The sequence below is a fragment of the Mycobacterium sp. pV006 genome, assembly GCF_041287115.1.
Taxonomy (GTDB): Bacteria; Actinomycetota; Actinomycetes; order Mycobacteriales; family Mycobacteriaceae; genus Mycobacterium.
Genome location: NZ_JBGGKT010000007.1, coordinates 19,664 through 43,654, shown reverse-complemented (window position 1 = coordinate 43,654; position 23,991 = coordinate 19,664). Strand labels below are relative to the sequence as shown.

31 protein-coding genes are annotated in these 23,991 nt (G+C 68.5%); 16 read left to right on the top strand and 15 right to left on the bottom strand.

Features of this window, described 5'->3' with window-relative positions; all coding sequences use genetic code 11:
• The first annotated feature begins 65 nt into the window (after positions 1-65).
• The 4 genes from ACAG25_RS12720 to ACAG25_RS12705 all read left to right on the top strand — a co-directional run bounded on the left by ACAG25_RS12720 (position 66) and on the right by ACAG25_RS12705 (position 3,901).
• Positions 66-752 (top strand): DUF899 domain-containing protein, encoded by a 687-nt coding sequence (locus ACAG25_RS12720; protein WP_370488809.1) that lies wholly within the window; start codon positions 66-68, stop codon positions 750-752.
• Positions 753-794: 42 nt separating this feature from the next.
• Positions 795-1,292: a thiol peroxidase gene (gene tpx, locus ACAG25_RS12715; RefSeq protein ID WP_370488808.1), complete on the top strand. Its 498-nt coding sequence runs from the start codon at positions 795-797 to the stop codon at positions 1,290-1,292.
• Positions 1,293-1,503: 211 nt separating this feature from the next.
• Positions 1,504-2,100, top strand: a complete 597-nt coding sequence (ripD, locus tag ACAG25_RS12710; RefSeq protein WP_370488807.1) for an NlpC/P60 family peptidoglycan-binding protein RipD — start codon at positions 1,504-1,506, stop codon at positions 2,098-2,100.
• Positions 2,078-3,901, top strand: a complete 1,824-nt coding sequence (locus tag ACAG25_RS12705; RefSeq protein ID WP_370489003.1) for a fatty acyl-AMP ligase — start codon at positions 2,078-2,080, stop codon at positions 3,899-3,901. Before ripD ends, ACAG25_RS12705 begins: the two co-directional genes overlap by 23 nt.
• Before the next feature lie 7 nt (positions 3,902-3,908).
• On the opposite strand, the gene ACAG25_RS12700 is transcribed toward ACAG25_RS12705, so the two are convergent.
• Positions 3,909-4,499 carry a YdcF family protein gene (locus ACAG25_RS12700; protein WP_370488806.1) on the bottom strand — a complete coding sequence of 197 codons (591 nt, stop codon included), beginning with the start codon at positions 4,497-4,499 and terminating at the stop codon, positions 3,909-3,911.
• Between the two features lie 121 nt (positions 4,500-4,620).
• On the opposite strand from ACAG25_RS12700, the gene ACAG25_RS12695 reads away from it, so the two are divergent.
• Positions 4,621-5,151, top strand: coding sequence for a hypothetical protein (locus ACAG25_RS12695; protein ID WP_370488805.1), 531 nt, complete (start codon positions 4,621-4,623; stop codon positions 5,149-5,151).
• A 3-nt stretch (positions 5,152-5,154) separates the two neighbouring features.
• Here ACAG25_RS12695 and ACAG25_RS12690 read toward each other — a convergent pair whose 3' ends face one another.
• Genes ACAG25_RS12690 through ACAG25_RS12675 form a run of 4 tightly spaced genes read right to left on the bottom strand, consistent with a single transcriptional unit; the run spans position 5,155 to position 8,351 of the window.
• Complete coding sequence (locus ACAG25_RS12690; RefSeq protein WP_370488804.1) at positions 5,155-5,907, bottom strand: alpha/beta hydrolase family protein; 753 nt, start codon at positions 5,905-5,907, stop codon at positions 5,155-5,157.
• A complete protein-coding gene (locus ACAG25_RS12685; RefSeq protein WP_370488803.1) occupies positions 5,900-7,441 on the bottom strand; it encodes a class I adenylate-forming enzyme family protein in 1,542 nt (513 codons plus the stop codon). The genes ACAG25_RS12690 and ACAG25_RS12685 overlap by 8 nt, the downstream gene beginning before the upstream one ends.
• Positions 7,423-8,007 carry a cyclopropane-fatty-acyl-phospholipid synthase family protein gene (locus ACAG25_RS12680; protein WP_370488802.1) on the bottom strand — a complete coding sequence of 195 codons (585 nt, stop codon included), beginning with the start codon at positions 8,005-8,007 and terminating at the stop codon, positions 7,423-7,425. The genes ACAG25_RS12685 and ACAG25_RS12680 overlap by 19 nt, the downstream gene beginning before the upstream one ends.
• On the bottom strand, positions 8,004-8,351 hold the full coding sequence (locus tag ACAG25_RS12675) for a DUF3253 domain-containing protein (protein WP_370488801.1): 348 nt from the start codon (positions 8,349-8,351) through the stop codon (positions 8,004-8,006). The genes ACAG25_RS12680 and ACAG25_RS12675 overlap by 4 nt, the downstream gene beginning before the upstream one ends.
• A 177-nt stretch (positions 8,352-8,528) precedes the next feature.
• Between ACAG25_RS12675 and ACAG25_RS12670 the strand changes: the two genes are divergently transcribed.
• Both ACAG25_RS12670 and ACAG25_RS12665 read left to right on the top strand, forming a co-directional pair.
• Entirely contained in the window at positions 8,529-8,915 is a 387-nt protein-coding gene (locus ACAG25_RS12670; protein ID WP_370488800.1) for a hypothetical protein, read from the top strand.
• Between the two features lie 65 nt (positions 8,916-8,980).
• Positions 8,981-9,265 (top strand): hypothetical protein, encoded by a 285-nt coding sequence (locus ACAG25_RS12665; protein WP_370488799.1) that lies wholly within the window; start codon positions 8,981-8,983, stop codon positions 9,263-9,265.
• Here ACAG25_RS12665 and ACAG25_RS12660 read toward each other — a convergent pair.
• The gene (locus tag ACAG25_RS12660; RefSeq protein WP_370488798.1) at positions 9,262-10,206 is read right to left on the bottom strand and encodes an esterase family protein; all 945 of its coding nucleotides are present in this window, start codon (positions 10,204-10,206) and stop codon (positions 9,262-9,264) included. The genes ACAG25_RS12665 and ACAG25_RS12660 overlap by 4 nt on opposite strands.
• A 133-nt stretch (positions 10,207-10,339) precedes the next feature.
• On the opposite strand from ACAG25_RS12660, the gene ACAG25_RS12655 reads away from it, so the two are divergent.
• From ACAG25_RS12655 to ACAG25_RS12645, 3 genes are all read left to right on the top strand, one after another.
• Positions 10,340-11,728 (top strand): NAD(P)/FAD-dependent oxidoreductase, encoded by a 1,389-nt coding sequence (locus tag ACAG25_RS12655; protein WP_370488797.1) that lies wholly within the window; start codon positions 10,340-10,342, stop codon positions 11,726-11,728.
• Positions 11,725-11,976 carry a hypothetical protein gene (locus ACAG25_RS12650; RefSeq protein ID WP_370488796.1) on the top strand — a complete coding sequence of 84 codons (252 nt, stop codon included), beginning with the start codon at positions 11,725-11,727 and terminating at the stop codon, positions 11,974-11,976. Before ACAG25_RS12655 ends, ACAG25_RS12650 begins: the two co-directional genes overlap by 4 nt.
• A 63-nt stretch (positions 11,977-12,039) precedes the next feature.
• A complete protein-coding gene (locus ACAG25_RS12645) occupies positions 12,040-12,843 on the top strand; it encodes a thioesterase family protein (RefSeq protein WP_370488795.1) in 804 nt (267 codons plus the stop codon).
• Here the strand turns inward: ACAG25_RS12645 and ACAG25_RS12640 are convergent.
• Together ACAG25_RS12640 and ACAG25_RS12635 are read right to left on the bottom strand one after the other, a co-directional pair.
• Positions 12,840-13,208, bottom strand: coding sequence for an RNA-binding S4 domain-containing protein (locus tag ACAG25_RS12640; protein WP_370488794.1), 369 nt, complete (start codon positions 13,206-13,208; stop codon positions 12,840-12,842). The two genes, ACAG25_RS12645 and ACAG25_RS12640, sit on opposite strands and share 4 nt — an antisense overlap.
• Positions 13,205-13,765, bottom strand: a complete 561-nt coding sequence (locus ACAG25_RS12635) for a TetR family transcriptional regulator (RefSeq protein WP_370489002.1) — start codon at positions 13,763-13,765, stop codon at positions 13,205-13,207. Before ACAG25_RS12635 ends, ACAG25_RS12640 begins: the two co-directional genes overlap by 4 nt.
• 198 nt (positions 13,766-13,963) lie before the next feature.
• Between ACAG25_RS12635 and ACAG25_RS12630 the strand changes: the two genes are divergently transcribed.
• Complete coding sequence (locus tag ACAG25_RS12630; RefSeq protein ID WP_370489001.1) at positions 13,964-16,369, top strand: SpoIIE family protein phosphatase; 2,406 nt, start codon at positions 13,964-13,966, stop codon at positions 16,367-16,369.
• Positions 16,369-16,677 (top strand): STAS domain-containing protein, encoded by a 309-nt coding sequence (locus ACAG25_RS12625; RefSeq protein ID WP_370488793.1) that lies wholly within the window; start codon positions 16,369-16,371, stop codon positions 16,675-16,677. The genes ACAG25_RS12630 and ACAG25_RS12625 overlap by 1 nt, the downstream gene beginning before the upstream one ends.
• On the opposite strand, the gene ACAG25_RS12620 is transcribed toward ACAG25_RS12625, so the two are convergent.
• Genes ACAG25_RS12620 through ACAG25_RS12610 form a run of 3 tightly spaced genes read right to left on the bottom strand, consistent with a single transcriptional unit; the run spans position 16,674 to position 18,287 of the window.
• A complete protein-coding gene (locus ACAG25_RS12620; protein WP_370488792.1) occupies positions 16,674-17,108 on the bottom strand; it encodes a nitroreductase/quinone reductase family protein in 435 nt (144 codons plus the stop codon). The two genes, ACAG25_RS12625 and ACAG25_RS12620, sit on opposite strands and share 4 nt — an antisense overlap.
• Positions 17,105-17,680 (bottom strand): FKBP-type peptidyl-prolyl cis-trans isomerase, encoded by a 576-nt coding sequence (locus ACAG25_RS12615; RefSeq protein ID WP_370488791.1) that lies wholly within the window; start codon positions 17,678-17,680, stop codon positions 17,105-17,107. Before ACAG25_RS12615 ends, ACAG25_RS12620 begins: the two co-directional genes overlap by 4 nt.
• Before the next feature lies 1 nt (position 17,681).
• A complete protein-coding gene (locus ACAG25_RS12610) occupies positions 17,682-18,287 on the bottom strand; it encodes a TetR/AcrR family transcriptional regulator (RefSeq protein ID WP_370488790.1) in 606 nt (201 codons plus the stop codon).
• A gap of 103 nt (positions 18,288-18,390) precedes the next feature.
• Between ACAG25_RS12610 and ACAG25_RS12605 the strand changes: the two genes are divergently transcribed.
• Together ACAG25_RS12605 and ACAG25_RS12600 are read left to right on the top strand one after the other, a co-directional pair.
• Entirely contained in the window at positions 18,391-19,326 is a 936-nt protein-coding gene (locus tag ACAG25_RS12605; RefSeq protein WP_370488789.1) for a metal-dependent hydrolase, read from the top strand.
• A complete protein-coding gene (locus ACAG25_RS12600) occupies positions 19,319-20,458 on the top strand; it encodes a hypothetical protein (RefSeq protein WP_370488788.1) in 1,140 nt (379 codons plus the stop codon). The genes ACAG25_RS12605 and ACAG25_RS12600 overlap by 8 nt, the downstream gene beginning before the upstream one ends.
• Here ACAG25_RS12600 and ACAG25_RS12595 read toward each other — a convergent pair.
• Complete coding sequence (locus ACAG25_RS12595) at positions 20,455-21,189, bottom strand: hypothetical protein (protein ID WP_370488787.1); 735 nt, start codon at positions 21,187-21,189, stop codon at positions 20,455-20,457. The genes ACAG25_RS12600 and ACAG25_RS12595 overlap by 4 nt on opposite strands.
• Positions 21,186-21,641, bottom strand: coding sequence for an MOSC domain-containing protein (locus tag ACAG25_RS12590; RefSeq protein ID WP_370488786.1), 456 nt, complete (start codon positions 21,639-21,641; stop codon positions 21,186-21,188). Before ACAG25_RS12590 ends, ACAG25_RS12595 begins: the two co-directional genes overlap by 4 nt.
• A gap of 58 nt (positions 21,642-21,699) precedes the next feature.
• On the opposite strand from ACAG25_RS12590, the gene ACAG25_RS12585 reads away from it, so the two are divergent.
• A complete protein-coding gene (locus ACAG25_RS12585) occupies positions 21,700-22,182 on the top strand; it encodes an SRPBCC domain-containing protein (RefSeq protein ID WP_370488785.1) in 483 nt (160 codons plus the stop codon).
• Here ACAG25_RS12585 and ACAG25_RS12580 read toward each other — a convergent pair.
• Positions 22,163-22,897 (bottom strand): cutinase family protein, encoded by a 735-nt coding sequence (locus ACAG25_RS12580; protein ID WP_370488784.1) that lies wholly within the window; start codon positions 22,895-22,897, stop codon positions 22,163-22,165. The two genes, ACAG25_RS12585 and ACAG25_RS12580, sit on opposite strands and share 20 nt — an antisense overlap.
• A gap of 79 nt (positions 22,898-22,976) precedes the next feature.
• The gene (locus ACAG25_RS12575; protein ID WP_370488783.1) at positions 22,977-23,426 is read right to left on the bottom strand and encodes a hypothetical protein; all 450 of its coding nucleotides are present in this window, start codon (positions 23,424-23,426) and stop codon (positions 22,977-22,979) included.
• Between the two features lie 64 nt (positions 23,427-23,490).
• Between ACAG25_RS12575 and ACAG25_RS12570 the strand changes: the two genes are divergently transcribed.
• Entirely contained in the window at positions 23,491-23,970 is a 480-nt protein-coding gene (locus tag ACAG25_RS12570; RefSeq protein ID WP_370488782.1) for a hypothetical protein, read from the top strand.
• Positions 23,971-23,991 lie beyond the last annotated feature (21 nt).

The window sequence follows — 23,991 nt, the reverse complement described above, 5'->3', positions numbered from 1 at the left end:
ACCGATGACTTCCGCTCCGACCGCCGGTCAGTATCGACGTCGGAACGAACAGTGGAGGGAACCGAATGACCCAACCAGAGGCATTACCGCCGGTGGTCGACGAATCGACGTGGCGCGCACAGCTGGCCGCGCTGCGGGCCCGGGAGAAGGCCGCGACCCGGGAGCTCGACGCGATCGCCGCAGCACGCCGCCGGCTACCCATGGTCGAGATGCCGGACTACACGCTGATCGGCGCCGAGGGCCCGGTCCGGCTGGCCGACATCTTCGCCGGACGCAGTCAGCTGATCGTCTACAACCACATGTGGACCGACGGCGCCGAATGGCAGTGCGGCGGGTGCACCTGGTTCACGTCGCAGTTCACGCGCCTGGAGTTCCTCGACAGATTCGACGCCCGCTTCGTCGTCGTCACCGCCGGCCCGATCGACGAGGTGCTGGCCTACCGGACCAAGGTCGGCAACACGATGGCCTGGTACTCGTCGTCGCAGAGCAGCTTCGCCGCAGACGTCGACGCCGCACCCGGCACCGGCTTCGCGGTCAATGTGTTCCTGCGCGACGGCGACACCGTCTACCGCACCTGGCACACGAACGGGCGCGGCACCGAACAACTCAGCCACACCTTCCCGTTGATCGACATCCTGCCGTGGGGCCGGCAGGAGGAGTGGCAGGACTCCCCGCAGGGCTGGCCCCAGGGACCGACATATGCCGGGTGGCTGGACTCTCCTGACGTGGCTCGTTTCTACGGCGCTGGTTGACCCGGACGCGCCGGCGGGCACCGCGCTTGGCAGACTGTGCCCATGGCACAGATAACGTTGCGTGGAAACCCGATCAACACCGCCGGCGAACTGCCTGCCGTCGGATCAGCCGCACCGAGCTTCACGCTCGTCGGAACTGATCTGGGCACCGTCGGCACCGATCAATTCAGCGGCAAGCCCGTCCTGCTCAACATCTTCCCGTCCGTGGACACCCCGGTGTGCGCCGCCAGCGTGCGGACGTTCAACGAACGTGCCGCCGCCGAAGGTGTCGCGGTGCTGTGTGTCTCCAAGGATCTGCCGTTCGCGCAGAAGCGGTTCTGCGGCGCCGAGAACATCGAGAACGTGACCACCGCGTCGGCGTTCCGCAGCAGCTTCGGCGACGACTTCGGCCTGACCATCGCAGACGGTCCGATGGAGGGTCTGCTGGCCCGCGCGGTCGTCGTGGTCGGCGCCGACGGCAAGGTCACCTACACCGAGCTGGTTCCCGAGATCGGCCAGGAGCCGGACTACGACGCCGCGCTGGCCGCGCTCAAGTCCTGACCCAGATCGTTGCGCGTCGGCGCCCGCCCACCTTAAAGGGCCGGGCGCCGACGTAGGTCACCGTTCGATTCCGGTTGCGCATCTGTCCGTCCACGCTCCTGCGGCGACGCCGAGACCTGTCGGCTCCGTGGTGTAGAAGTGGTCATAGTGACAGTTGTGGTTTGAGCTCGGCGTCCGCGCGACGCCGTGAACGGAAAGCGGTGGAACTGCGATGCGACGCATCCTTGTCCTGATGATCGGCCTCGGGCTGCTGGTGGCGACACCGGGCCTCGCGACCGCCGACATCACGCGCTCAGCCACGAACCAGAAGGCCGTCGACCTCGTCATCGCGCGCGCACTGTCCCAGCGCGGTGTGCCGTTCGCCTACGGCGGCGGTGGCGCGTCCGGTCCCAGCAAGGGCACCGTGGCCGCACCGACGCCGGAGGAACCGCAGGTCGCCGCCGATCCGCTCGGGGCGGTACCCGGTCTGAACCTCTCACCGGTCGCGCCGGCCCCGGTGTTGCCGGCGGCGCCGGCGCCGCGGATCGAGGTCGTCGGCTTCGACGCTTCCGGCTTGATGGTCTACGCGTATGCCGGCGCCGGGGTGAAACTGCCGCGGTCCTCCGGCGAGCAATACAAGGTCGGCCAGAAGGTGGTGCCGTCGATGGCGCTGCCCGGGGATCTGATCTTCTACGGACCCGAAGGAACCCAGAGCGTCGCGCTCTACATCGGCAACGGACAGATGGTGGAAACCACCGACAAGGGTGTCGCGGTGTCGCCGGTACGAACCGCCAACATGACGCCCTATCTGGTCCGCATCATCGCCTGAGCGGCAGGAGACCGTGGGTCTACTGCGAATCGAGGACTGTCTGGCCCCGGACGGCGGTATCGAGCTGCCGCCGGGCGTCACGCTCATCTCGTTGATCGAGCGCGCCATCGCCGCCGTCGGTGACGACGTCGCCTACCGCTACCTGGATTTCACCGGCGCCGCGGGCGTCCACGTCCGCGAACTGACGTGGAAACAACTGGGTGTGCGCATGCAGGCCGTCGGAGCCCGGGTCCAGCAGGTGGCCACCCGCGGTGACCGGGTCGCGATCCTCGCGCCGCAGGGACTCGACTACGTCACCGCGTTCTTCGCCGCCATCCGGGCCGGCGCCATCGCCGTTCCGTTGTTCGCACCCGAGTTGCCCGGCCACACAGAGCGACTCGACGTCGCGTTACGCGACGCGCGCCCGACTGCGCTCCTGACGACCGCGGCCGCACGCCCCGCGGTCGAGGAATTCCTCCGCGCCATGCCGTCGTTCGAGATGCCGCAGGTGCTGATAGTCGACGACATCCCCGACTCGGCGGCGCACGGGTTCGCCCCGACCGTCATCGGAGTCGACGACGTCTCCCACCTGCAGTACACCGGCGGTGCCACCCGAGCCCCGGTCGGTGTCGAGATCACCCACCGCGCGGTGGGCACCAACCTGGTGCAGATGATCCTCTCGATCGACCTTTTGGACCGAAACACCCACGGTGTCAGCTGGTTACCGCTCTACCACGACATGGGTCTGTCGATGATCGGTTTCCCCACGGTTTACGGCGGCCACACCACGCTGATGTCACCGGCCGCGTTCGTCCGTCGGCCGCTGCGCTGGATCGAGGCGCTGTCTGCCGGTTCGCGCACCGGCCGCGTGGTCACCGCGGCACCGAACTTCGCCTACGAATGGGCGGCTGCGCGCGGGGTGCCACCGGCCGACGCGGACGTCGACCTGCGCAACGTGTCGCTGATCATCGGCTCGGAACCGGTGAGCTTCGACGCGATCACGACGTTCAACGCCGCATTCGCACCGTTCGGGTTGCCGCCCACGGCGTTCAAACCGTCGTACGGGCTGGCCGAGGCGACGCTGTTCGTGTCCACCATCGAACCGTCCGAGCAGGCCCGCATCGTGTACACCGACCGGGAGGCACTCAGCCGGGGCCGCGTGGTGCCCGTCGACGCCTCTCATCCGAACGCGCTGGGCCACGTGTCCTGTGGACGGATCGCGCGCAGTCTCTGGTGTGTGATCGTCGACCCGGACACCGGGGACGAGCAACCCGACGGCATCGTCGGCGAAATCTGGCTGCAGGGAGCCAATCTCGGTCGCGGCTACTGGGACCGGCCGGCTGACACCGCCCGAACCTTCGATGCCCGGCTGAGTTCGACCTTGGCCGAGGGCAGCCATGCCGACGGCGCCCGGCGCGACGGAAAGTGGTTGCGGTCCGGCGACCTCGGCTTCTACCTCGACGGGGAACTGTTCGTGGCCGGCCGACTCGCCGACGTGGTGCGGATCGACGGGCGTCTGCACTATCCGCACGACGTCGAGACCACCGTCGCCGATGCTTCGCCGGTCATCCGGCGGGGCTACGTCGCGGTGTTCACCGTCGACGGTGACCGACTCGTGGTGATCGCCGAACGGGCCACCGGCACCGGTCGTGCCGACCCGGCAACCGCTGCCGCGCACGTGCGTGAGGCTGTGCGGCAGCGGCACGGGTTGACCGTCGCGGATATCCGCGTGGTGCCTGCCGGGGCGATTCCGCGCACCACGAGCGGCAAGCTCGCCCGGCTCGCCTGCCGCGCGGAGTACCTGGGCGGCGGCTTCGACTGACCGGCCGTCAGGTGATGGTGATGAACGGGCTGATGACGTCGCGGACGAACTGAGTGACGTTGATGGTCGGGTTGCTGTCCGGGAAACTCACGGTGGCCAGCACGTTGGCGCCGGCGTCGGCGAAGTTCCCGTCGGCGCGACCCTGATGTGATGACGACGTCACCAGGATGATCCCCGACGCGCCGGCCTTCTTGGCCAACGGAACCGAGAAGCGCGCGTTCTGCACGGTGCTGTTGGCGCGGTCCTCGACGATGATGCGATGGTCGGGCAGGCCGAGCATGCGCAGCATCTTGCGCATCTGACCCGCTTCGGTGTTGCCGTTGCGGGGGTTCCCGCCGGTCACGATCACCGGTGCCTGCGGAAAGATCTGCGCCACAGCCAACCCGGCGAGCACCCGGGTGTGCAGGATCGTGCGCATCGTGCCGTCGGGTTTGAGCCCGTAGCCGAGGATGACAATGGCCGGCTTGGAGAAGTCCTTGGCCACGATCGGCGCGGCGTGCGCGGTCGCCGTCGGCCCGACGGTGCCGGGACCGACCACCAGAGAGCAGGCCGTGACGGCAGCGGCAAGGGCAACCAGGGCGCGCGATCGTAGAGTCATCAGTTGGTAGATCGCCGCGGCCACCGAAGTCATTACGACTCGGTCTCAGACCGCCAACGATGCGTGCTCGGCGCGGGTCGTCATTGGCACCGCGGGCGCGGGTCGTGATCTGCTGGAACAGATGTTCTCGCACCGAATTCCCAGCCCGGCAAGACCACACCGCGTCCTGATCGTTGCGGCGGCAGCCGCGTGCGCGGCACTGCTCAGCGCACCGGCGGCGGCGGGCGCCCCGGAGTCCGACGGTCGCGGTTATCTGGATTCGACCGCGCGCTGCGCAGCACCCGACACCGCGGTGGTCTTCGGCTACACCTCGTCGTCACGCGTGGCGATCTGTCGGTCGCCGGACGGTGAATTCACCTATCGCGGTGTCCGCGTGCGGGACGGCGCGCGGTTGATCACGTCGGCGACCCGGACCGCCGACGGTGCCTACGCGGCCAAGCGCGAGGGCATCGAGTACCTGGTGACCGAGGAGTCGCTGGTGATCAGTGCCGGCGAGACGATCATCCGGGACGAGGCGATGCTGGACTTCCAGCGGCCGGGGACGTCGCTCACGACGAGCCCGTCCCCGTCGGCGACACCGAAACCCACGCCCACCTCCACGAAACCGCTCCCACCCCCGCTGGCGGCCGAGGTCGGCGGCGGCGAGGGCTGACGCCTACAGGTAGGGGTCGGCCCAGGCGCTGATGATGCGGGCGGCCCGGGCGGCCTGGTTCTTGCCGGTCAGCAGATGGTCGGCGCCTTCCAGGGAGACGAAGCTGCGTGGGTGACGGGCTGCTTCGAAGATCTTGCCCGCGTGGTCGATGCCGACGGTGTTGTCGGTGGGGGAGTGCATGATCAGCAGCGCACGGTCCAGTGTCGCGATCAGTTCGCGGAGGTCGACAGCGCGCACGTCGTGGACGAAATGCCGTTTGAGCGTGAGGGCCTTGTCGCCGATCCGCAGCCGGGCTTCTCCATGTTCCTCGACGCGGTCGAGCAACGCGTCGTAGATGCGTTCCACGTGCGCGGGTTCGCACGGCGCGGCGATGCTGACCACCGCGGCCACCGACGGGCAGTCGTGGGCGGCCGCGATCGCGGCGGCCCCGCCGAACGAATGACCGACCAGCAGCCGCACCTCGCGCCCGGATTCGTTCATGAACTCGACCGCCCGCGCGGTGTCGTCGACCTTGTGGGAGAACGAGCCGTCGCCCCAGTCGCCGTCGGAGTCGCCGAGACCGAGGTTGTCGAACCGCAGCATGCCGATGCCCTCGGCGGCGAGTTGTTTGCAGATGCGGTTGGCTGCCGGGGAGTCCTTGCCGAGGGTGAAGCCGTGGGCGAAGACACCCCAGCCGCGGACCGCGCCCTCGGGCTCCTCGATCACACCGGCCAGCGACGGACCCGAACAGCTGGGAAAGCTCACCCGTTCACTCATCGGATGCACCGTCTCCGACCCACGCGCGCAACGCCTTTCGGTCCAGCTTTCCGCTCGGCAGGGTGGGGATCTGTGCGCCGGTGGCGGTGACCCAGCGGGTGGGCACCTTGTAGGACGAGAGCAGTTCGGCCGTGCGCTGCCGCAGCGATGCGGTGTCCGGGGCACCGGCAGCGGGCACCACCACGGCGCACACCTCCTCACCGCGGTCGGGGTGGTCGACGCCGACGACCACACACTGGGCGACGTCGTCGAAGGTCTCGATGACGGCCTCGACCTCCAGCGGCGAGACGTTGGCTCCGGAGGTCTTGATCATGTCGGTGTTGCGACCGACGTAGAACAGCCGTGGGTCACCGGGTTTGCGGTAGACCCGGTCGCCGGTGTGGTACCAGCCGTCCGCGTCGAAGGTGTCGGCACGTTCGCGCTTGTTGTAGCCGGCCATCACCCCGATGCCGCGCACCCACAGTTCGCCGACGGTCCCGTCCTCGACGGGGACGCCGTGGTCGTCGACGATCTGCATGTCGGTGTAGGCGAAACCGCCGGCGGTCTCCGACATCGTGCGGTGCACGGGGAAGCCGTCGGGCACGTCGGTCATCGCGATGTCGAGCGGGCCGTCGCGCAGCAGCGGCGCCGAGGACAGGTCACGCTCGTCGAAGTCCGGGTGTTCACGCAACCGCTGGGTGAATGCCGGCCATCCCACCACGCCGGTCGCGCGTTCGGCCTCGATCAGGTCAAGTGCCACAGCGGGTTCCAGCCGCGGCAACACCAGCAGGGTGACGGGGTCGTGCAGCGCCCCGGTGGCGGCCAGGACACCACCGATCCAGAAGAACGGCATGGCGCACAGGATGACCGGGGGCGCCGACGATCCGGTGACCGCGCGGATCGCGTCCGGCCAGGTGGAGGTCTGCCGGCTCAGGGTGCCGTGGGTGTGCAGGACTCCTTTCGGGTCTGCGGTGGAACCCGAGGTGTGCACCATGATCGCCAGATCTGCGGCCGTGACCTCGGTTTCGGCGCGCGTCAACAGGTCGTGCGGGACGAGTCGGCCGTCGTCGGGGTCGGAGGACCAGCCGGGCCGGCCGCTGCCGGTGAGCACGACGGTGCGCAGGAACGGCGCCTCCGGCAGCATGACCTGCCCGGGCTGTCCGCCGGCCAGTTCGGGCCACGCCTGCTCGAAGAGCGCGGCGACGTCGATGTTCAGTACGCGTTCGGGTGCCACCAGCACCGCGACGTCGGCCAGACGCACCACCTTGGCCAGTTCGGCGGCGGGGTAGAGGGTGCTCAACGGCACGGCCACGGCGCCGATGCGCGACACCGCCAGCCACCAGCTCACCCACTTGGTGCCGTTCGGGAAGAACAGCCCGACGCGGGTGCCTTTCCCGACACCGCGGGCCATCAGCCAGCGCGCGTGCAGTGCCGAGCGACGTTCGGCCTCGGCGAAGGTGAGCCGGTCGTCGGGACTCACGACGTAGGTGTGCTGAGGACTGTTCTCGGCCGCGCGCGCGAGCAGCGCACCGACCGTCAGCGGGATCTCGGCCACGTGCTGATCTTCGCAAGAGCCGGTTTGCGCGCCAGCACCCAGGCCAGCCCGTCGGCCTCCGCGGCCGCGAGCACCTCCAGCCGGGCGAACGCCCGCGTCAGTTCACCGCGTGCCGCGCGGTAGCGCCCCGGGTTCGCCCCGACCTCGCTGAGCGCGCTCACGGCCAGCAGCCCGTCCGGGGCCAGGCGGGCGATCAGGACGTCGTCGAGGCGGGCGTCGCGGAATCGCGAGCAGACGATCACCCCGGCCGGTGGGCCGGGAGGCAGGCCCGCCTCGAGGTCGACGACCTCGAAGTGACAGCGTTCGGCGCACCCGGCGAGCTGCGCCAGTTCCCGGGCCTGCGACACCGCGACCGCGGACACGTCGTAGCCGTGCACGGTCAGTCCGCGCTGGGCCAGCCATATGGCTGCGCCGCCGCGACCGCACGCGACGTCCAGCCCGGTTCCGGTCCTGGGAAACACGTCGGAGAAATCCCGGAACGGCGAGGGCAGGCCCACCTCGTCGAGACCCGCCGGGCCGCGATCGGCGTAGCGCCGATCCCAGTGCCGGCGGTCGTCGTCGCTCACCGCGGCGGTCTCGTCGTCTTGATGCGGATCGGGCCGCTCCACGGTGCCCGCGGGTCGAGCACCCGGCCGCGTTGGGTGAGTTGCACCTCCCCGCGCTCGGCGAGTTCCACCGCGATCTCGCGTGCGCAGTCCATGAGCTCGCGCCACTGTTGTCCGCCGACGGCGCGGGCGGCGTCGGACGGGCAGGTGCTGCTGCGCGGGCCGCGGTGCTCGGCCAAGGCCCGGATGCCGGCCTCGAGACGACGGCGAACGGATCCGCCGCCGAGGGCGACACGTGCCGGCTCCGACCCGGGCCCACCAGCATCGACGGCTCGCCGAAGCTCAGCACGCAGACGGTCGCTCACCCCAGTAGTCAACGCCATCCATTGCGGCGATGGACGCAGCCCGGGCGGCTGTGTCGTGGGCCACACCTTCGCCACCGACCCTCTACCTCGGGTTTATGGCGCCGGAATGACGGTTAGTAATCAGCCGTACTCACCCGAAAACGGGTTCGGACGAACCCGGGATAGGAGTTGTGACCGATGAAGTTCACCCGCATTCTGGCCAGCGCCGCCGTCGTGGGCGGTATGGCCGCCGGCGCGGTGGGTGTCGCTGCCACCGCGGGCGCGCAGCCGCCGCAGCCGCAGCCGCCGGCCCCGGGCCAGCCGGGCCACAGCAACATGACCGGGCAGCCCGGCCACAGCAACATGACCGGCCATCCGGGCCACAGCAACATGACCGGCCATCCGGGCCACAGGCACCACGTTCAGGGGCTGCCGCCGGCCGGCCCGAAGACCGGTCAGCCGCCGGCCTGGGCTCCGCCGAAGCCCGTCGACCCGGCGTGGGCGGCAGGCAATCCGCAGGTCTGGGATGAGGGCTGGAACCACTGGGGCGTCTGGCTCAACGGTGTGTTCATCCCGACGTTCTGATCGTCGACACGAACGAGCCGCCGCGGGCACGAGCCTGCGGCGGCTTTCGGCGCTTCGGGTGCACGGTGCCGGAAACCACTGCTGACGGGCACTACGTCGTGATCGACGGAAAGCGTTGGCGGGCAACCGATCCCGATATCCCCGATGATCGGCGTCAGGAGCTCGTGGATGTCTTGATGGCGTGGCGGCGCCAGGTGCGGCGCACCAAGGGCACCGCCGCCGAACGCCGGTCGCGCGACGGCGTGCACGCTGCGAAGGTGGCGCTCGGCGAGCGCGGCGATCCGCCCTGGTGGGAGCAGACCGCCGCGCAACTCCGCGCGCGATGGCAGGCCGACGTGCCGATGCCTTAGACGCCCAGGGTGCGCTGGATGTCACCCTTCATCGCGTTGAGTTGCGAGCCCCAGTACCCCCAGCCGTGGGTGCCGTTGGCCGGGAAGTTGAACACCCCGTTCGCCCCGCCGGCTGCCTGGTACTGCCGCTGGAACTCACGGTTGCTGTTCAGCGTGATCGCTTCGAGCAGCTGTCCGGGGAAGTCCCCGCCGCCGCCGAGCTCACCGGGGCGCCCGGTCCCGCAGTACACCCAGATGCGGGTGCCGTTGGCGACCAGCTTGCCGACCTGCACGGTCGGGTCGTTGCGCTTCCAGGCGGCGCCGCCACCCGGGCCCCACATCGCCGAGGCGCTGAACCCGCCCGCGTCCCGCATCGCGATGCCGACCAGGGCCGGCCAGATCCCGTCGGACAGGTTCAGATACCCCGACAGCGATGCGGCGTAGGAGAACTGGCCGGGGTGATACGCGGCGAGGATCAGCGCCGCGCTCCCCGACATCGACAAGCCGACCACGGCGTTGCCCGTGGGGGAGATGCCCTTGTTGGCGGCCAGGTAGGCGGGCAGCTCGCTGGTCAGGAAGGTCTCCCACTGATAGTTGTAGGTCTGCCCGTTGCCGACGGCCGGGCCCTGCCAGTTGGTGTAGAAGCTCGACATGCCGCCCACGGGCATGACCACCGACAGTCCGGACTCGAAGTAGTTCTCGAACGCGGCGGTCTCGATGTCCCAGCCGCTGTTGTCGTCGCGGGCCCGGAGCCCGTCGAGCAGATACACGGCCTTCGGCCCGCCGCCCTGGAACTTGACCGGGATCTCGCGGCCCATCGCCGCGGACGGGACCATCAACGTCTCCACGGGCAGACCGGGACGGGAATAGGCGCCGGCCGTGGCCGACCCGCCCGCGACCGCCACCAGAGCGGGCAGCAGCAGCACCGCCGCCGTCCCGGCCAGCAGACGCCGGAGCAGCATCTGAAGTGACCCTGTTCGCATCATCGTTCTCCTTCCGGCGCGCCTGCCTGGTCGCGCTCCGTTGGGGATTTCACTGACGTTTACTTCGTCATGTGACGATTCGGCGTTACCCCGCGTGGTTAGCCTGCGTGACATGGGACGGAAACGAGTGCTCATCATCGGCGGCGGGTTCGGCGGTTTGTTCTGCACACGGCGCCTCAAGAACGCCGACGTCGACGTGACACTGCTGGACCGCGCCGCCGGTCATCTGTTCCAGCCGTTGCTGTACCAGTGCGCGACCGGCACGTTGAGCATCGGCCACATCAGCCGCCCGCTGCGGGAGCAGTTCGCCGGACAGGCCAACGTCCGGACCCTGCTCGGTGAGGCCGTCGACCTGGACCCCGTCGCCCGCCGGGTCACCGCGCTGCGGCCCGACGAGACGACGTTCACCGTCGACTACGACGTGCTGGTGCTCGCGGCAGGCATGCAGCAGTCGTACATGGGCAACGAGCACTTCGCGCAATGGGCGCCCGGGATGAAGACGCTCGACGACGCGTTGAGCATCCGACAGCGGTTGTTCACCGCGTTCGAGATCGCCGAGAGTCTCCCGCCCGGACCGGAGCGGGACAGTTGGCTGACCTTCGCCGTGGCCGGCGGTGGCCCCACCGGGGTGGAACTGGCCGGCCAGATCCGGGAGATGGCCACCCGCACACTGGCCAACGAATTTCACAGCATCGCGCCCGAGGAGGCTCGGGTGCTGCTCTTCGACGGTGGCAGCAGAGTGCTCAAGACCTTCGCTCCCGACCTGTCGGAGAAGGCCGGCGAGGCCCTCACCGATCTGGGCGTCGAGCTCAAACTGGGGGTGCGCGTCACCGACGTGCGGCAGGACGGCGTGACGGTGAGCCCGAAAGCCGTTGGGCCCAGCGAGGATTACGAGACGCGGACCGTGCTGTGGACCGCCGGGGTGGAGGCCGTGCCGTTCGCCCGGCACGTCACCGAGATCCTCGGCGCCGAGTCGGACCGGGCCGGCCGTATCGCGGTGGAACCCGACCTGTCGGTGCCGGGGCACCCCGAGATCTTCGTCGTCGGCGACCTCGCCGGGCGGGAGGGGTGGCCCGGGGTCGCGGAGAACGCGATGCAGGGAGGAATGCACGTCGCGGCCTGCGTCCGCCGGGACATCGCGGGGCGGCGACGCAAACCGTACCGCTACCGCGATCTGGGGTCCGCGGCCTACATCAGCCGTCGCAAGGCGCTGCTGCAGATCGGTCCGGTCAAGGTCTCCGGGTTGCTCGGTTGGCTGGCTTGGGGATTCATTCACATCGCGTTCCTCACCGGGCTGAGCAACCGCGTCGCCACGGTCACCACCTGGCTGGCGACGATCGCGCGATCGAATCGTTATCACCGCGCCTTCATGTTGGGCAGCGCGATCGCCCATCAGGAGCGCTACACGTGGTCCAGCTGGGATCAGCCCGTGCCCGAAGGGGAGGACACACCCCATCCGGCGAGTGTGAGACCGCCCGGACCGGGCATACGCAAACCATGACGATTACCCCCGACGACCTCCGCAGGCTTCTGGACGCGGGACCGGACGCGACACTGGTCCTCATCGAGGGACGCACGAAGATCCTCACGGCCGGCGACCTCGACCGCGACGAGAACCGCGGCGCGTTGGAGATCATCTCCCGCGCGGCGCTGGTGGAGCGCACCGGCGCCACGGACATGGTTTCGGAGTCGGAGCTGTCCACCCAGGCGCGGGCGCTCGAGACCGCGGTCACCGAGCTCGGAGGCTGATCCGCGAGGCGTCGGGCACCGCGACGAGACGGTTACTGTAAGCGCTTCAGTATGCTGTCGCGCATGACCGAGCGCCTCACCCCGTTCCTCGTGGCGCACGAGGACGGACTCATGCCCAATGCCGTAGCCCAGGGTGGATGGGGCCCCACACTGGGCGGGCAGGTGGTCGGTGGCCTGCTGGCGCGCGCGGTGGAACAGCACCTCGACGACCCCGAACTGCACCCGGCGCGCTTCACCGTGGAGATCCTGCGGCGCGTCGCCACCGAGCCGGTGCAGGTCAGTGCACAAGTCACACGGTCGGGCAGCCGGATGCGCGCGATCGATGCCACCATGACCCAGCACGGCGAGCTGGTCGCTCGGGCTTCGGCGTTGTGCCTGCGCCGGGGCACGCAGCCGGACGGCCGATTTTTCACCACGCCGGTCCAGATGCCCCCGCTGCCGCGGGAACCAGCTCATCTCGACGGCTCGACGCCGATGTTCATCGTCCCCTACGGCAAGGAGTTGGCCGAGCCGGGCACGTTTCCGTGGCAGCACGACGGTCCGCGATTCGCGTGGCTGCGCGAGATCCGCGACCTGGTCGACGGCGAGGAGTTGACCCCGTTCGTCCGGGCCGCGATGGCGGTGGACGTGACGAGTTCGCTGACGAACTTCGGCACCGAGGGGCTCGCGTTCATCAACGCCGATTACACGCTGGCGTTGAGTCGGTTGCCGCGCGGCCCCTACATCGGACTGGCGGCGTTGACGCACTACAGCTTCGAAGGGGTGGCCACGGGCAGCGCCACGCTGTTCGACGCAGACGGCCCGATCGGCACGGGCTTGTCCGCGTCGATCGCCAACTTCAACTTCACCCCGAACGTCCGCAACTAGCGACCCGAGGCCAGCCACTTCTCGAGCGCGCGGCGGTCGCGTTTGGTGGGACGGCCGGCACCGCGGTCGCGGACCGCCACCGGCAGCGCCGCGATGCGCGGCTCGGGCGGTGTGCGGTCTCGGTAGCAGGCCACCGCGACGGGCGCACCGACGCGTTTGGCGATCGGGTCCAGGACCTCGACGATGCGGGTGCGGTCGCCGAGGCGGGCTCGGACTTCGTCACCGGCCACCACCGGCGTGGACGGCTTGGCCACACGACCGTTGACCCGGACGTGACCGCCCCGGCAGGCCTCGGCGGCATCGGGGCGTGTCTTGGTCAGCCGAACCGCCCACAGCCACCGGTCGATCCGTGTCGACGCGGTCACGACAGGCGCGTCCCGAGGATCGCCAAGGCGCGGTCCAGCGAGCGGTCGGGCAACGGGGTTTCGTGCGACGCGGCGATGAGCACACCGACGATGGCGCCGGCGATCACACGTAGTTCGAAGTCGTCGACGGGCTCGTCGAGTCGGGTGGCCAGTACATCGGCGATCGAGTCGATCAGCTTGACGTACTCGGTGTAGAGCAGGCCGCGCACCTCGGGGATCTGATACATCAACTGTTCGCCGGCGATCACGTCGTCGCGTTCCTCGGGCGTCAGGGAGCCGTAGACGTGCTGGAGGGCGTACCGGTAGGCCTCGAGGTAGGGCAGGTCTTCGGGGGCCTGCGCGAACGCGGTGACGATCGGTTCGATCTTGTCGTCGCTGATCAGCACGGCTTCCTTGCTGCCGAAATACCGGTAGAAGGTCCGCGGCGAGACGTCGGCGGCAGCGGCGATCTGCTCGACGGTGGTGTCGGCGTAGCCCTGCTCGCCGAACAGCCGGAACGCCTCACGACGAATCGCCAAACGGGTCTGATGCTTCTTGCGTTCGCGCAACCCGGGCATCTCGTTGGGATCCGACACCACACCAGTCTCCCTTATCCGACCACGCTCATGTAGCGACCTCGTCGGCAAAGTGGCGCAATCTGCCAAAGCGTTCGATGCCGACCGGCGCGCTGATCACATCGCGGCGCGGCGAGGTCTAGGGTGGGTGGGATGGACGATGCACCGGGTGGGCCGTTCACCTGGCAGCACGGCGAGAACATGCCCGACGCCCTGATGGAGCGATTGGTGCGCGCGATCATCGCGATCGGTTCTGATCTCGACTTCCAGGTGACCTTGCAGCGCATCGTTCGCGCCGCACGGGATCTAGCCGACGCACCCCACGCCTCGTTGGCGGTGCGCGGTCCCAGCGGCAGTTTCGTCTCGTTCGTCGGATCCGGGCTCGATGAGGACCGAGCGCGGCGGTTGGCTGCCGGCCAGTCCGAGTGGCATGGCACTTCGCTCAGCGTCCCCATCGTCGTGCGGGGCGCGGATTTCGGCACGCTGTATCTCTTCGACGACCGCCCGAGCCGCGAGTTCACCGCACCACAGGAAGGCGCGGTCCGTGCACTGGCGACCGCGGCGGCGGCGGCCATCGACAATGCGCGCCTGTTCGAGAGGGAACGCGAATCCACGAAGTGGACGAAAGCCAGCCGCGAGATCACCACCGCGCTGTTGTCCGGGGATCCGCAGATGGGTCCGCTGCAGTTGATCGTCAACCGGGCGCTGGAGCTCTCCGACGCCGAGCAGGCGATCCTGCTGGTGCCACGCGATCCGGAGATACCCGGCACCGAGGTCACCTCGCTGGTGGTCGCCGCAACCGCCGGCCGGTACTCCGAGGAGGTCATCGGGCGTCAGGTGCCGATGGACGGTTCGACCACCGGCGGCGTGGCCCGGCGGGGCTTGCCGCTGATCACCGACTCGTTCCAGTATCCGATCGAAGGCTTCACCGACGTGGGCGAACGGTCGGCGATCGTGATGCCGCTGATGGCCGACGACCGGGTGCTCGGGGTCATCGCGGTGGCCCGGCGGGCCGAGCAGGTGCATTTCGACGAGGCCTACCTGGAGCTGGTCAGCGATTTCGCCCGGCACGCGGCCATTGCGTTGGCACTCGCCGAAGGCCGCGAGCATGCCCTCAATCAGGAGCTGGCGCAAGCCAATTCGGTCGACGAAGCGGTGCACGCCGCAGCCGAGGAACTCCGCCGGCTGTGGCGCGCGCGCCGGGTGCTGGCGGTGACGTTCGCCGCCTCTGCCGACACCTGGCAGACCCCTCCGCACGTCGTGTCGGTGGGGGAGGCCACCGACTGGGATTCCGCCCCGGCGCACACCCGAGAGGCGCTGCTGGCGCTCAGCGACGGTGAACTGCTCACCCCACACACCACCACCGATGGTTCAGCCGGCATCTCCGTCCAACACCCTGAGGGGGTACTCGTCGTCTGGATCGACCTGGCCGAGCAGCGCCCGTTCACCCTCGAGGACCAGACCCTGCTCACGGTGCTGGCCGGGCGGCTGAGCCAGGGCCTCCAGCGCGTGCATCAGGTGGATCAGCAACGGGAGACGGCGCTGGCGTTGCAGCACGCGATCCTCGGGCCCGCTGATCTCCCGCGGGGTTTCGTCGTCCGCTATCAGGCTGCGAGCAAGCCGCTGCAGGTCGGCGGCGACTGGTATGACGTCGTCGATCTCGAGGACGGTCGGGTGGCGCTGGTCGTCGGCGACTGTGTCGGGCACGGCCTGGCCGCGGCGACGGTCATGGGGCAGGTGCGCAGTGCGTGCCGAGCGCTGCTGTTCGCCAACCCCAGCCCCGCTGCTGCCCTGGTCGGGCTGGACCGGTTCGCCGCGCGTCTGGCCGGCGCGCAATGCACGACGGCGGTCTGCGCCGTTCTCGATCGGGAGACCGGCGAGATGGTCTACTCGAGCGCCGGCCATCCGCCGCCGATTCTGGTGAATCCCGACGGCACGACGGAGGCACTCGCCGACGCTCACACCATCGCGCTGGGGCTTCGGGTCGACCGGCCGCGTCCGGAGGCTCGCGTGGTCATTCCACCGCGCTCCACCGTGGTCCTCTATACCGACGGACTGGTGGAGCGACGTCGCATCGCCCTCGAGCACGGCATCTCGCGGGCCGCCGAATACGTCCTGGACCGGCGTGACCAAGATCTGGAGACCCTGGCGAGTCAGACGATGGCGGGGCTGGCTCCCGACGGTGGATACCAGGACGACGTGGTCCTGTTGCTCTACCGCCAGCCCGCGCCGCTGGAACTCGAGTTCGAGGCCGATGCCGGAAATTTGGCGCCGACACGAGCAGCGTTGCGCGGGTGGCTGAGTCGTGTCGGCCTCCCGCCGGACCGTGCCACCGATGTGTTGGTCGCGGTCGGGGAGGCCGTGTCCAACGCCATCGAGCACGGTCACCGTCACACGCCTGGCGGCACCGTGCGCCTGCAGGCGAGCGCCTCGGCGGGGCGCGTGCAGTTGACCGTTGCCGATACGGGATCCTGGAAGCTGCCGCGCGTCGATCCCGCGTTGAACCGCGGCCGCGGGATAGAGCTGATGAGGAAGTTGATGCACGAGGTCTCGATCGAGTCCGACACCGACGGGACGCGGGTCGAACTGGCCACCAGGATCACCTGATGTCCACGTCCCTGACCGTCGACACCGCACGCCAGGACACCGGCGAACTCACCGTGATCGCTTCGGGGGAGGTCGATATGAGTAATGTCGCGACGTTCCAGCAGACGCTGACGGCCGCCGCGGAGGCCACCACGGGCGCACTGACCGTCGATCTCAGCCGTGTCGAGTACGTCGACAGCGCCGGGATCAACCTGTTGTTCCGCCTGGCCGACCGCATCAGCAGCGTGATCGCGCACCCGCTGCTGATGACGACGTTCACCGTCAGCGGGCTGACCGAACTGGTCCCGGTCGTCCCGGCCGACTCCTAAGCCGCTTCGCGTTCGAGCGCCAGCACCGGGATGGTCCGGATGCCGGCCGTCTTCTCGGCGTACTCGGCGAAACCCGGGTAGCGCCTTGCCTGTTCGCCGTAGATTCGGTCGCGGTCGGGACCGGTGATCTCGGTGACCGACACGGTGAGCGTCTCGGTGCCGAGCTCGATTTCGGTTCGGCCGGCCTCGATGAGGTTGTAGTACCAGGCCGGATTCGTCGGGGCACCGGCCTTGGAGGCGAACACGTAGATGGTGTCCGGATCCTCGTCGTTCGGCAGGTACATCATCGGTGTCACGTTGTGTTTACCGGATTTACGGCCGACATGGTGGACGAGCACCATCGGTGCGCCCTCGAAGTTCCCGCCGACGCGGCCACCGTTGGCGCGGAACTCGTCGATGACCTTCGAGTTGAAGTCGTCCGGCGAGCTCATCGCACTTCCAGGATCTTGATGGCGAAGATGAGGGAGTCCCCGGGCATGATCCCGGCGGCGGGTTGCCCACTGGGGTAGCCGTCTTCGGGCGTCATGGCCACCGCCACGGTGGACCCGACGTTCTGACCGGCGATGGCTTTCTGGAAACCGGAAATGACACCGTCGAGCGGGAACTCGACCGGATCGCCGGTCTGATAGGAGCTGTCGAAAACACTTCCGTCGCGGCCGTTGACACCCATGTAGCACACCGACACAGAGGCGGTGTCGGCGACGACGGGGCCGTCACCGGTCTGCAAGGTCTGGACCTGGGTCTCGGTGACGCTGAACGGTGGGGTCACCTCGACCACCGGTGCTGCGGTGTCCGTCGAACCGGTGACGGCGACGCTGCCGGTGGCGCCGGTGAACGTCCAGTCCGGAGCGGGGGCGCTTTCCGGGGCCGCGGTGGGACAACCCGTCGTCGGCTGCGCTTGCGAGGACGGCACGTTGGACGATCCGCAGGCGGCGAGTCCGGTGGCGGTGACGGCGGCAACGGCGGCGGAGAGGGCGAGTCGTTGGAAGTTCACGGACGCCACGCTACCCCTGGGCGAGAATGGCGCTGCCGAGCCAACGCCTCAGAAAGGCACGCAGGTCGCCGCTCGAACGTCCCGGATCGGGCGGCGCGACGACGAAGGACAACATGACGCGCAACGTGAACTCGACCAGATCGCGCAGCGCGGCGTCGTCGTAGCCGTAGCTCGACCAGTCCACGTCGAAGCGGGTGATCATCCGCATACCGAAGTCCTGCGCCACCGCGGACGCCATCTCACCCGGCCGCGCCGCCGAACTCGGCGACGACAACAGGATGCCCAGATGCGGGATGCGTGCGACCGCATCGAGGGTGAACACGACGCCTTCGGTCATGGCCTCGACGGGGTCGTGGATGCCCTGGACATGACGGGCGAGCTGGTCGAGGAATTCGTCGACCGACGCGATCGCCGCGGCGCGCATCAGCTCGTCGGCAGTGGGGAAGTAGCGATACACGGTCTGCCGGATCACGCCGAGCGATTCGGCAACGTCGGCGATGGTGATCGCGGAACCGGTTTCGGCGATCAGGTCCACGGCGGCGTCGACGATGCGCTGCGCGGCTTCCCCGTCGCTGGCTGGGGGATCACCGCCCCAACCTCGGCGTTTGCGGGCCATTTCGGGCTCGACGGTAGCACGACGTTGACGTTCGACCGCCGATCGAGTAATCATACAAACCGACACATACATGTATGATCACTAACGAGACTCGAGGACCGTCATGACCGAGTTGATCGTGCGTAAACTGCGGTTCGCCTTCGCCAACGAGCACGTTCCGTTCCTGTGGAACGAGGCCAACCCGGCGTTCTCCGCGATGGCCAACGCCGTGTCGTTTCTTGCCATCGGCTTCGAGAAGATGATCGGCAGCATGATTCCCGAGGCGATGCCGTCGATCACCGACCCCGCCGTGGCGGAGGAGGCCGACGCGTTCGTCCGGCAGGAGGGCCAGCACGCCATGGCCCACCGGCAGCACGCCAAAGGGTTGATCAAGGCCTACCCCGGCTTGAAGGAGACCCTCGACAAGGTCGTCGGGGCCTACGACGACATGACCGCGAACACGCCGCTGAAATACCGGTTGGCCTACACCGCCGACCTCGAAGCGACGTTCACCCCGGTGTTCAAACTGATGCTCGACCACGACGACACGCTGTTCGCCCCGGGTGACGATCGGGTGGCCTCGCTGTTCTTGTGGCACTTCGTCGAAGAGGTCGAGCACCGCAGTTCGGCTTTGACGATCTACGACGCCGTGGTCGACGATCCGTGGTACCGGATGCGGATGGCTCCGTCGATCTTCAAGCACGTCATGGGCGTCATCAAGATGGCCTCCGAGGACTTCAACAAGCACGTCCCGCTGGCGGAACGACAGGTGGACGCGATGTCGGCGTTCCGCATCCATCGTCGGAAGAAGGCGCTGCTGCAACGCCTTCCGTTCATCGATGCGCCCTACGACGGTCCGTTCGCCAATGCGTTCGCCGACCTGCCGTTGCGCGAGCAACTGGTGGCGCTCAACGGTGTCGTGCGCAGCCAGATCCCGGGTCACGACCCGGAGCACGAGAAACTGCCCGCGCTGGCACAGGTCTGGTTCGACCGTTACGACGCCGGCTACGACGTGACGAAGTGGTACACCGCCGACGAAAGCGACGCGCTCCATGTCTGATCTGTGCACCCCGACCTTCGCCGATCTGGCTGAGCGGCTCGGCTTCTCGTGTGAGACGGCGGGCGGTCTGGTCGAGTTCCGCAACCCGTTCGCGCTGGAGAACTGGACCCTGCCGGTCCTGGAGCTGACGATCATCGTCGGCGCGGTGCTCGCCCTGGTGTATGCGATCAACCGGTACCGCCGGCACAACGACCCGACCAACATCGTGCTGTGGTTCGGCGCGATCGCCTATCTGCTCATCATCGAGCCGCCGCTGTACTTCCCGACGGCGTTCGGCATCGACGACTACGTCGACACGATGTTCGCCCACAACGTGTTCACCGTCGAATTCCTCTGGGGCAGGCTGCCTCTGTACATCATCGCGATCTATCCGATGATGGCCACGATCTCGTTCGAGATCGTCCGCAGCCTCGGGGTGTTCCGCCGCTACGGCACTCTGGTGGGGGCGGTGTGCGTCGGGTTCGTGCATCATGCGTTCTACGAGATCTTCGACCACCTGGGACCGCAGCTGCGCTGGTGGGAATGGACGCTGGATCACACCTTCGCGCTGCCGTTCTTCGCGTCGGTGCCGGTGTCCAGCGTGGTCGTCTTCGCGGCGCTGTGGCCGATGTCGCTGGCGCTGTGCGTGCAGTTCTTCGTCGGACGCCACGTCGACGACGGCCGGACCTTCACCGGCGCACAGATTCTCGGGCGCACCATCGTCGTCGGGGTGGTCGCGTCGATCGGCACGGCGATCCTGCCGCTGCCGGCGACCGCTGCCGGCGGGATCACGGGCAGCACCACCGTCGCAGGGGTGGTCTACATCATCGAGTTGGTGATCTTGTCGGTCGTGGCCGTGTTGGCGTTGTCCACCCAGTGGCGCCGCGGGCACCTCGCCGGTTCGGGTCGCGTCGCCTACAGCAAGCCGATCATCGGGTACGCCGTCGTCTACCTGGTGGTGATGGCGGTGCTGTGGATCACCGCGCTGCCCGACTACTTCGCCGCCGTCGACGGATTGACGGCCAACGGCGATCCCATCGGCAGTCTCTGGTATGCCGTGCTGTGCTTCGTGATCGCGGCGCTGTCCATCGCGGCGACGGTCACCAGGACTACCGTGGACGCGCCGGAGCGCACCGAAGCCGAGGTGCGCTAGCGGGGGGGACCCGCGTCGAGGCGTCGCAAACCCCGCTCGTCGACCAGTTCGTCACGGCATTGCGGGTGTTGCCAGTAGAACCGCACCCATTCGAGAAGACCGCGGGTGTTTCCGGTGATCGCGTCGGCCACGAGCACGGCGCTGCGACGCTTGGGCTGCACGAACACGATCACGTCGTGGTAGGGGCTCGAGCCGCGCGGCGGCCGGTCGAGAACCTGGTCGACGGCCTCCCACTCACCGCGTACGAACGAACCGAATTGACCGTTCCACACCTCGAATCCCTCGGGAGTCAGGCGCAGGTGCCCGGTGCCGCCATGCTTGATCATCCGGAACAGCGTGGGAACGCCGAAAACCAGGATCGCGATGCAACCGGCGGGTACGGCCATGCGCATGACGCCTGTCGGGACGTAGTCGACGATGCCGAACGGCGCGAAGACACCGTAGAGCACGGCCGCGGTCACGATCGCGGCCGCCGACGCCCCGAAGATCATGTCGACGATCTTGGGCGGTCGCAGCAGTGTGCCGTCCGCGCCGCACCGCTTGCGGGGCCTGGCGAGACCTGAGGTGGAAAGCAGGATGTACCAGGCGAATCCGAGTGCCCAGATGGCCAGACAGAGGATGATGAGCGCGGTGACGTAACTCCCACGCGTCAACCACATCACCACCCAGACCCCGCAGAAGATCCCGACCCCTGCCAGTGCGACCGCAAGGATCAGCGCGCGAGTCTTCACTGTTCGCCACCGGTGGCGGGCCGGAGGCATAGCCTCACCTCGTCGCCGACGCGGATCGGTCCCGACGTCAGCACTCGGAAGACCGATCCACCACGCCGGTGCATCGACGCGGCCGCGCCTGGTGCGATCCAGTCGTCGAGCAGCCGGCATGGTGCGGCGATCCGCACGACCTCGAGTTCGACGTCACCGATCGTGAGTCGTTCACCGGGTCGGGTGGGGATGTCACCGGCGTCGACCGTGAGGTTGCGGCGGGTCGCTCCGGACTCGATGGGGTGGCCGAGATCGGCCGCCGCGCGGTCCAGCAGTTCGCGCGACTGGATGGTGACGTGCCGGTGCTTGGCGCCGTGATACCGGTCGCCGATCAGGCCCCTGCCTGCCTCGGCCTCGACGTGGGGGACCGAGCGGGTCGGAATCTTCCGGCCGGGGGCGATGTGAATGGCGACGATCCGCACGGTGAGCCAGTGTAGGGATGTGCGATGAGTTTCCGACCCGGCGCCGGTCGGTACCGGTATGAGTGACGAAACCATGAAGAGCGTGTGCACCGTCGATGCGTCCGCGGAGGCGGTGTTCGCGGTGCTGGCCGACCCGACGACCCATCAGGCGATCGACGGCACCGGTTGGGTGCGTGAATCCATCGACGGTAAACCGCTGACCGAGGTGGGCCAGATCTTCCGAATGGCCATGTACCACGTCAACGTCGGTGGACAGCATTACGAGATGGCCAACCGCGTCGAGGTCTTCGATCCGCCGCATGCGATCGCCTGGCTGCCCGGCCAGGGCGACGACGATGCGCACGTCGAATACGGCGGGTGGACCTGGCGTTACGACCTCGATCCGGTCGACGAGGACCGCACGCAGGTCACCTTGACCTACGACTGGTCGGCGGTGCCGGCGGCACTCCGCGCGGAGATCGAGTTCCCGCCGTTCGATCGCGGGCACCTCGACAACTCTCTGGAATACCTCGCCGGGATCGTCAGCGCGAGGTCAGCGTGACCGGTGCCGCATGGGCCAACTGGCCGGCGGTGAACGTCGCCGCCTGATCGGCCATGCCGTTGGTGGCGTACTGCTGGTGTGCCGCACTGGAACCGGTGGCCGGGGCACCGGAGCACACCGTGTCCCCGGGGGCACACAGTTCGATCGCGCGGGCGGCATAGGACGGCCCCACATCGATGACGGGGGCGCGGTACTTCGTCGCCGACCAGCCTGCCGGCATGCCGAAAAGCACCACCGCGGCGACGTTGTCAGCCACGTCGGCGGGTATCGGAGGGGGAGCGGCGCCAACCGGTACATCCGCCGGCAGGACCCCGGACGTCGTCAGGGCCGTGACGACAGCCCCCTGGGAGTAGCCGCCGAGCACCATCCGGGTGTTCGGGCACGCGGCCACCACACCGCGCAGGTGGTTCGTCTCGTCTCGCATGCCCTCGACCACGTTCATCGTGAACGCGGTGCCCCCGGTGAAGTTGCTGCTGGCCGGGTAGTTCACACCGTGGACGCCCACGGTTCGTGGAACCACCTGCGCTCTGAGCGATTCGACGAACCGCTGGCCGACGCCACCGACACCGGGCGGCTCGGAGGTCCCGCGCGCGAACACCACCCCGATGTCAGGGCACGGCTGCGAATCGGCCGTCGGAATCATGATCGGTAGTGCCGCCATGGCCAAGGCAGGCGCCGCGACCAGACGCCCCGCCAAACGCCACTTGACCGTCATCTCGTTCCCCCAAATACCACCGCACAGAACTATCCCAGAGGCGGAGCCCGTAGGAAGCGGGATTGCTCAGTGTGATGACTCAACTGCAGGCGGGGTTTCCTGCGGTCGGGATCGCCAGGAACGTGATCGTCGCCGGCGCCAGGGTGATGTCACCGGCCTCGACCGGGGTGCCGTCCAGCGCGGGCAGTTCGTCACCGGGGCCCAGCGTGAGCGGCTGTCCGTTCAGCGTCACGGTGCGAGATTCGAGGGGATCGGCGGCCAGGGTGTAGCGCTCGGCCGCCGTCGACAGGCGCAGCGTGCGCTCGCCGGCGCGATCGTTGTTGATGGCCAGCAAGGACACTCCGCCCGGTGTGCCGGCCTGACAGTGGGCGTAGACGTGCATTCCCTGCCCGATCGGCACACCGGAGTCGAGCACCGTCGGCCCCATCAGGCGGTGCCACAGAAGCGCGGCCCAATAGTTCGGTTTCGGGGTGAAGTCGGTGTCGTCGAGCAGCCCGTAGTCACTGGCGACCAGGGTGTTGTGCGCCACGACCTGCACTCCCTCGCGCGCCAGCCGACCGAGCTGATCCAGATAGCGGAAGCTGTCGAGAAATGTGTTCGCCCAAGGGTTTCCGCCGCAGGCGGCGTCGGCGACCTCGGTCAGCCAGAGTGGCTTACCGGGCGCATGGGCCAAGGGCTTCTACAAGGTGGAACCGGTGGTCGCCGACGGTGGCGAGGTGATTCTCTATGCCCCGCACGTCACTGAACTGTCCGCGTCGCACCCGGAGATCTACGACATCGGCTACCACTGCCGCGACTACTTCACCGGCCAGTGGGACCGTTTCTCCGAGATCCCGTGGGGGGTATTGGCCCACTCGACGCATCTGCGCGGCGCGGGCAGCTACGACGCCGAGACCGGTGAGGAGCGGCTGCGGGTGCAGGTGACGTTGGCGACGCAGATTCCCGAAGACGTGTGCCGCGCAGCGAATCTCGGGTACTTGGACCCAGCCTCCGTGGACCCCGCGGCCTACGAGGCCGACCCCGACACGTTGGTGGTGCCGCGGGCGGGGGAGATGTTGTTCCGGCTGCGCTGATTCTCAGTTGCCCGACAGTTT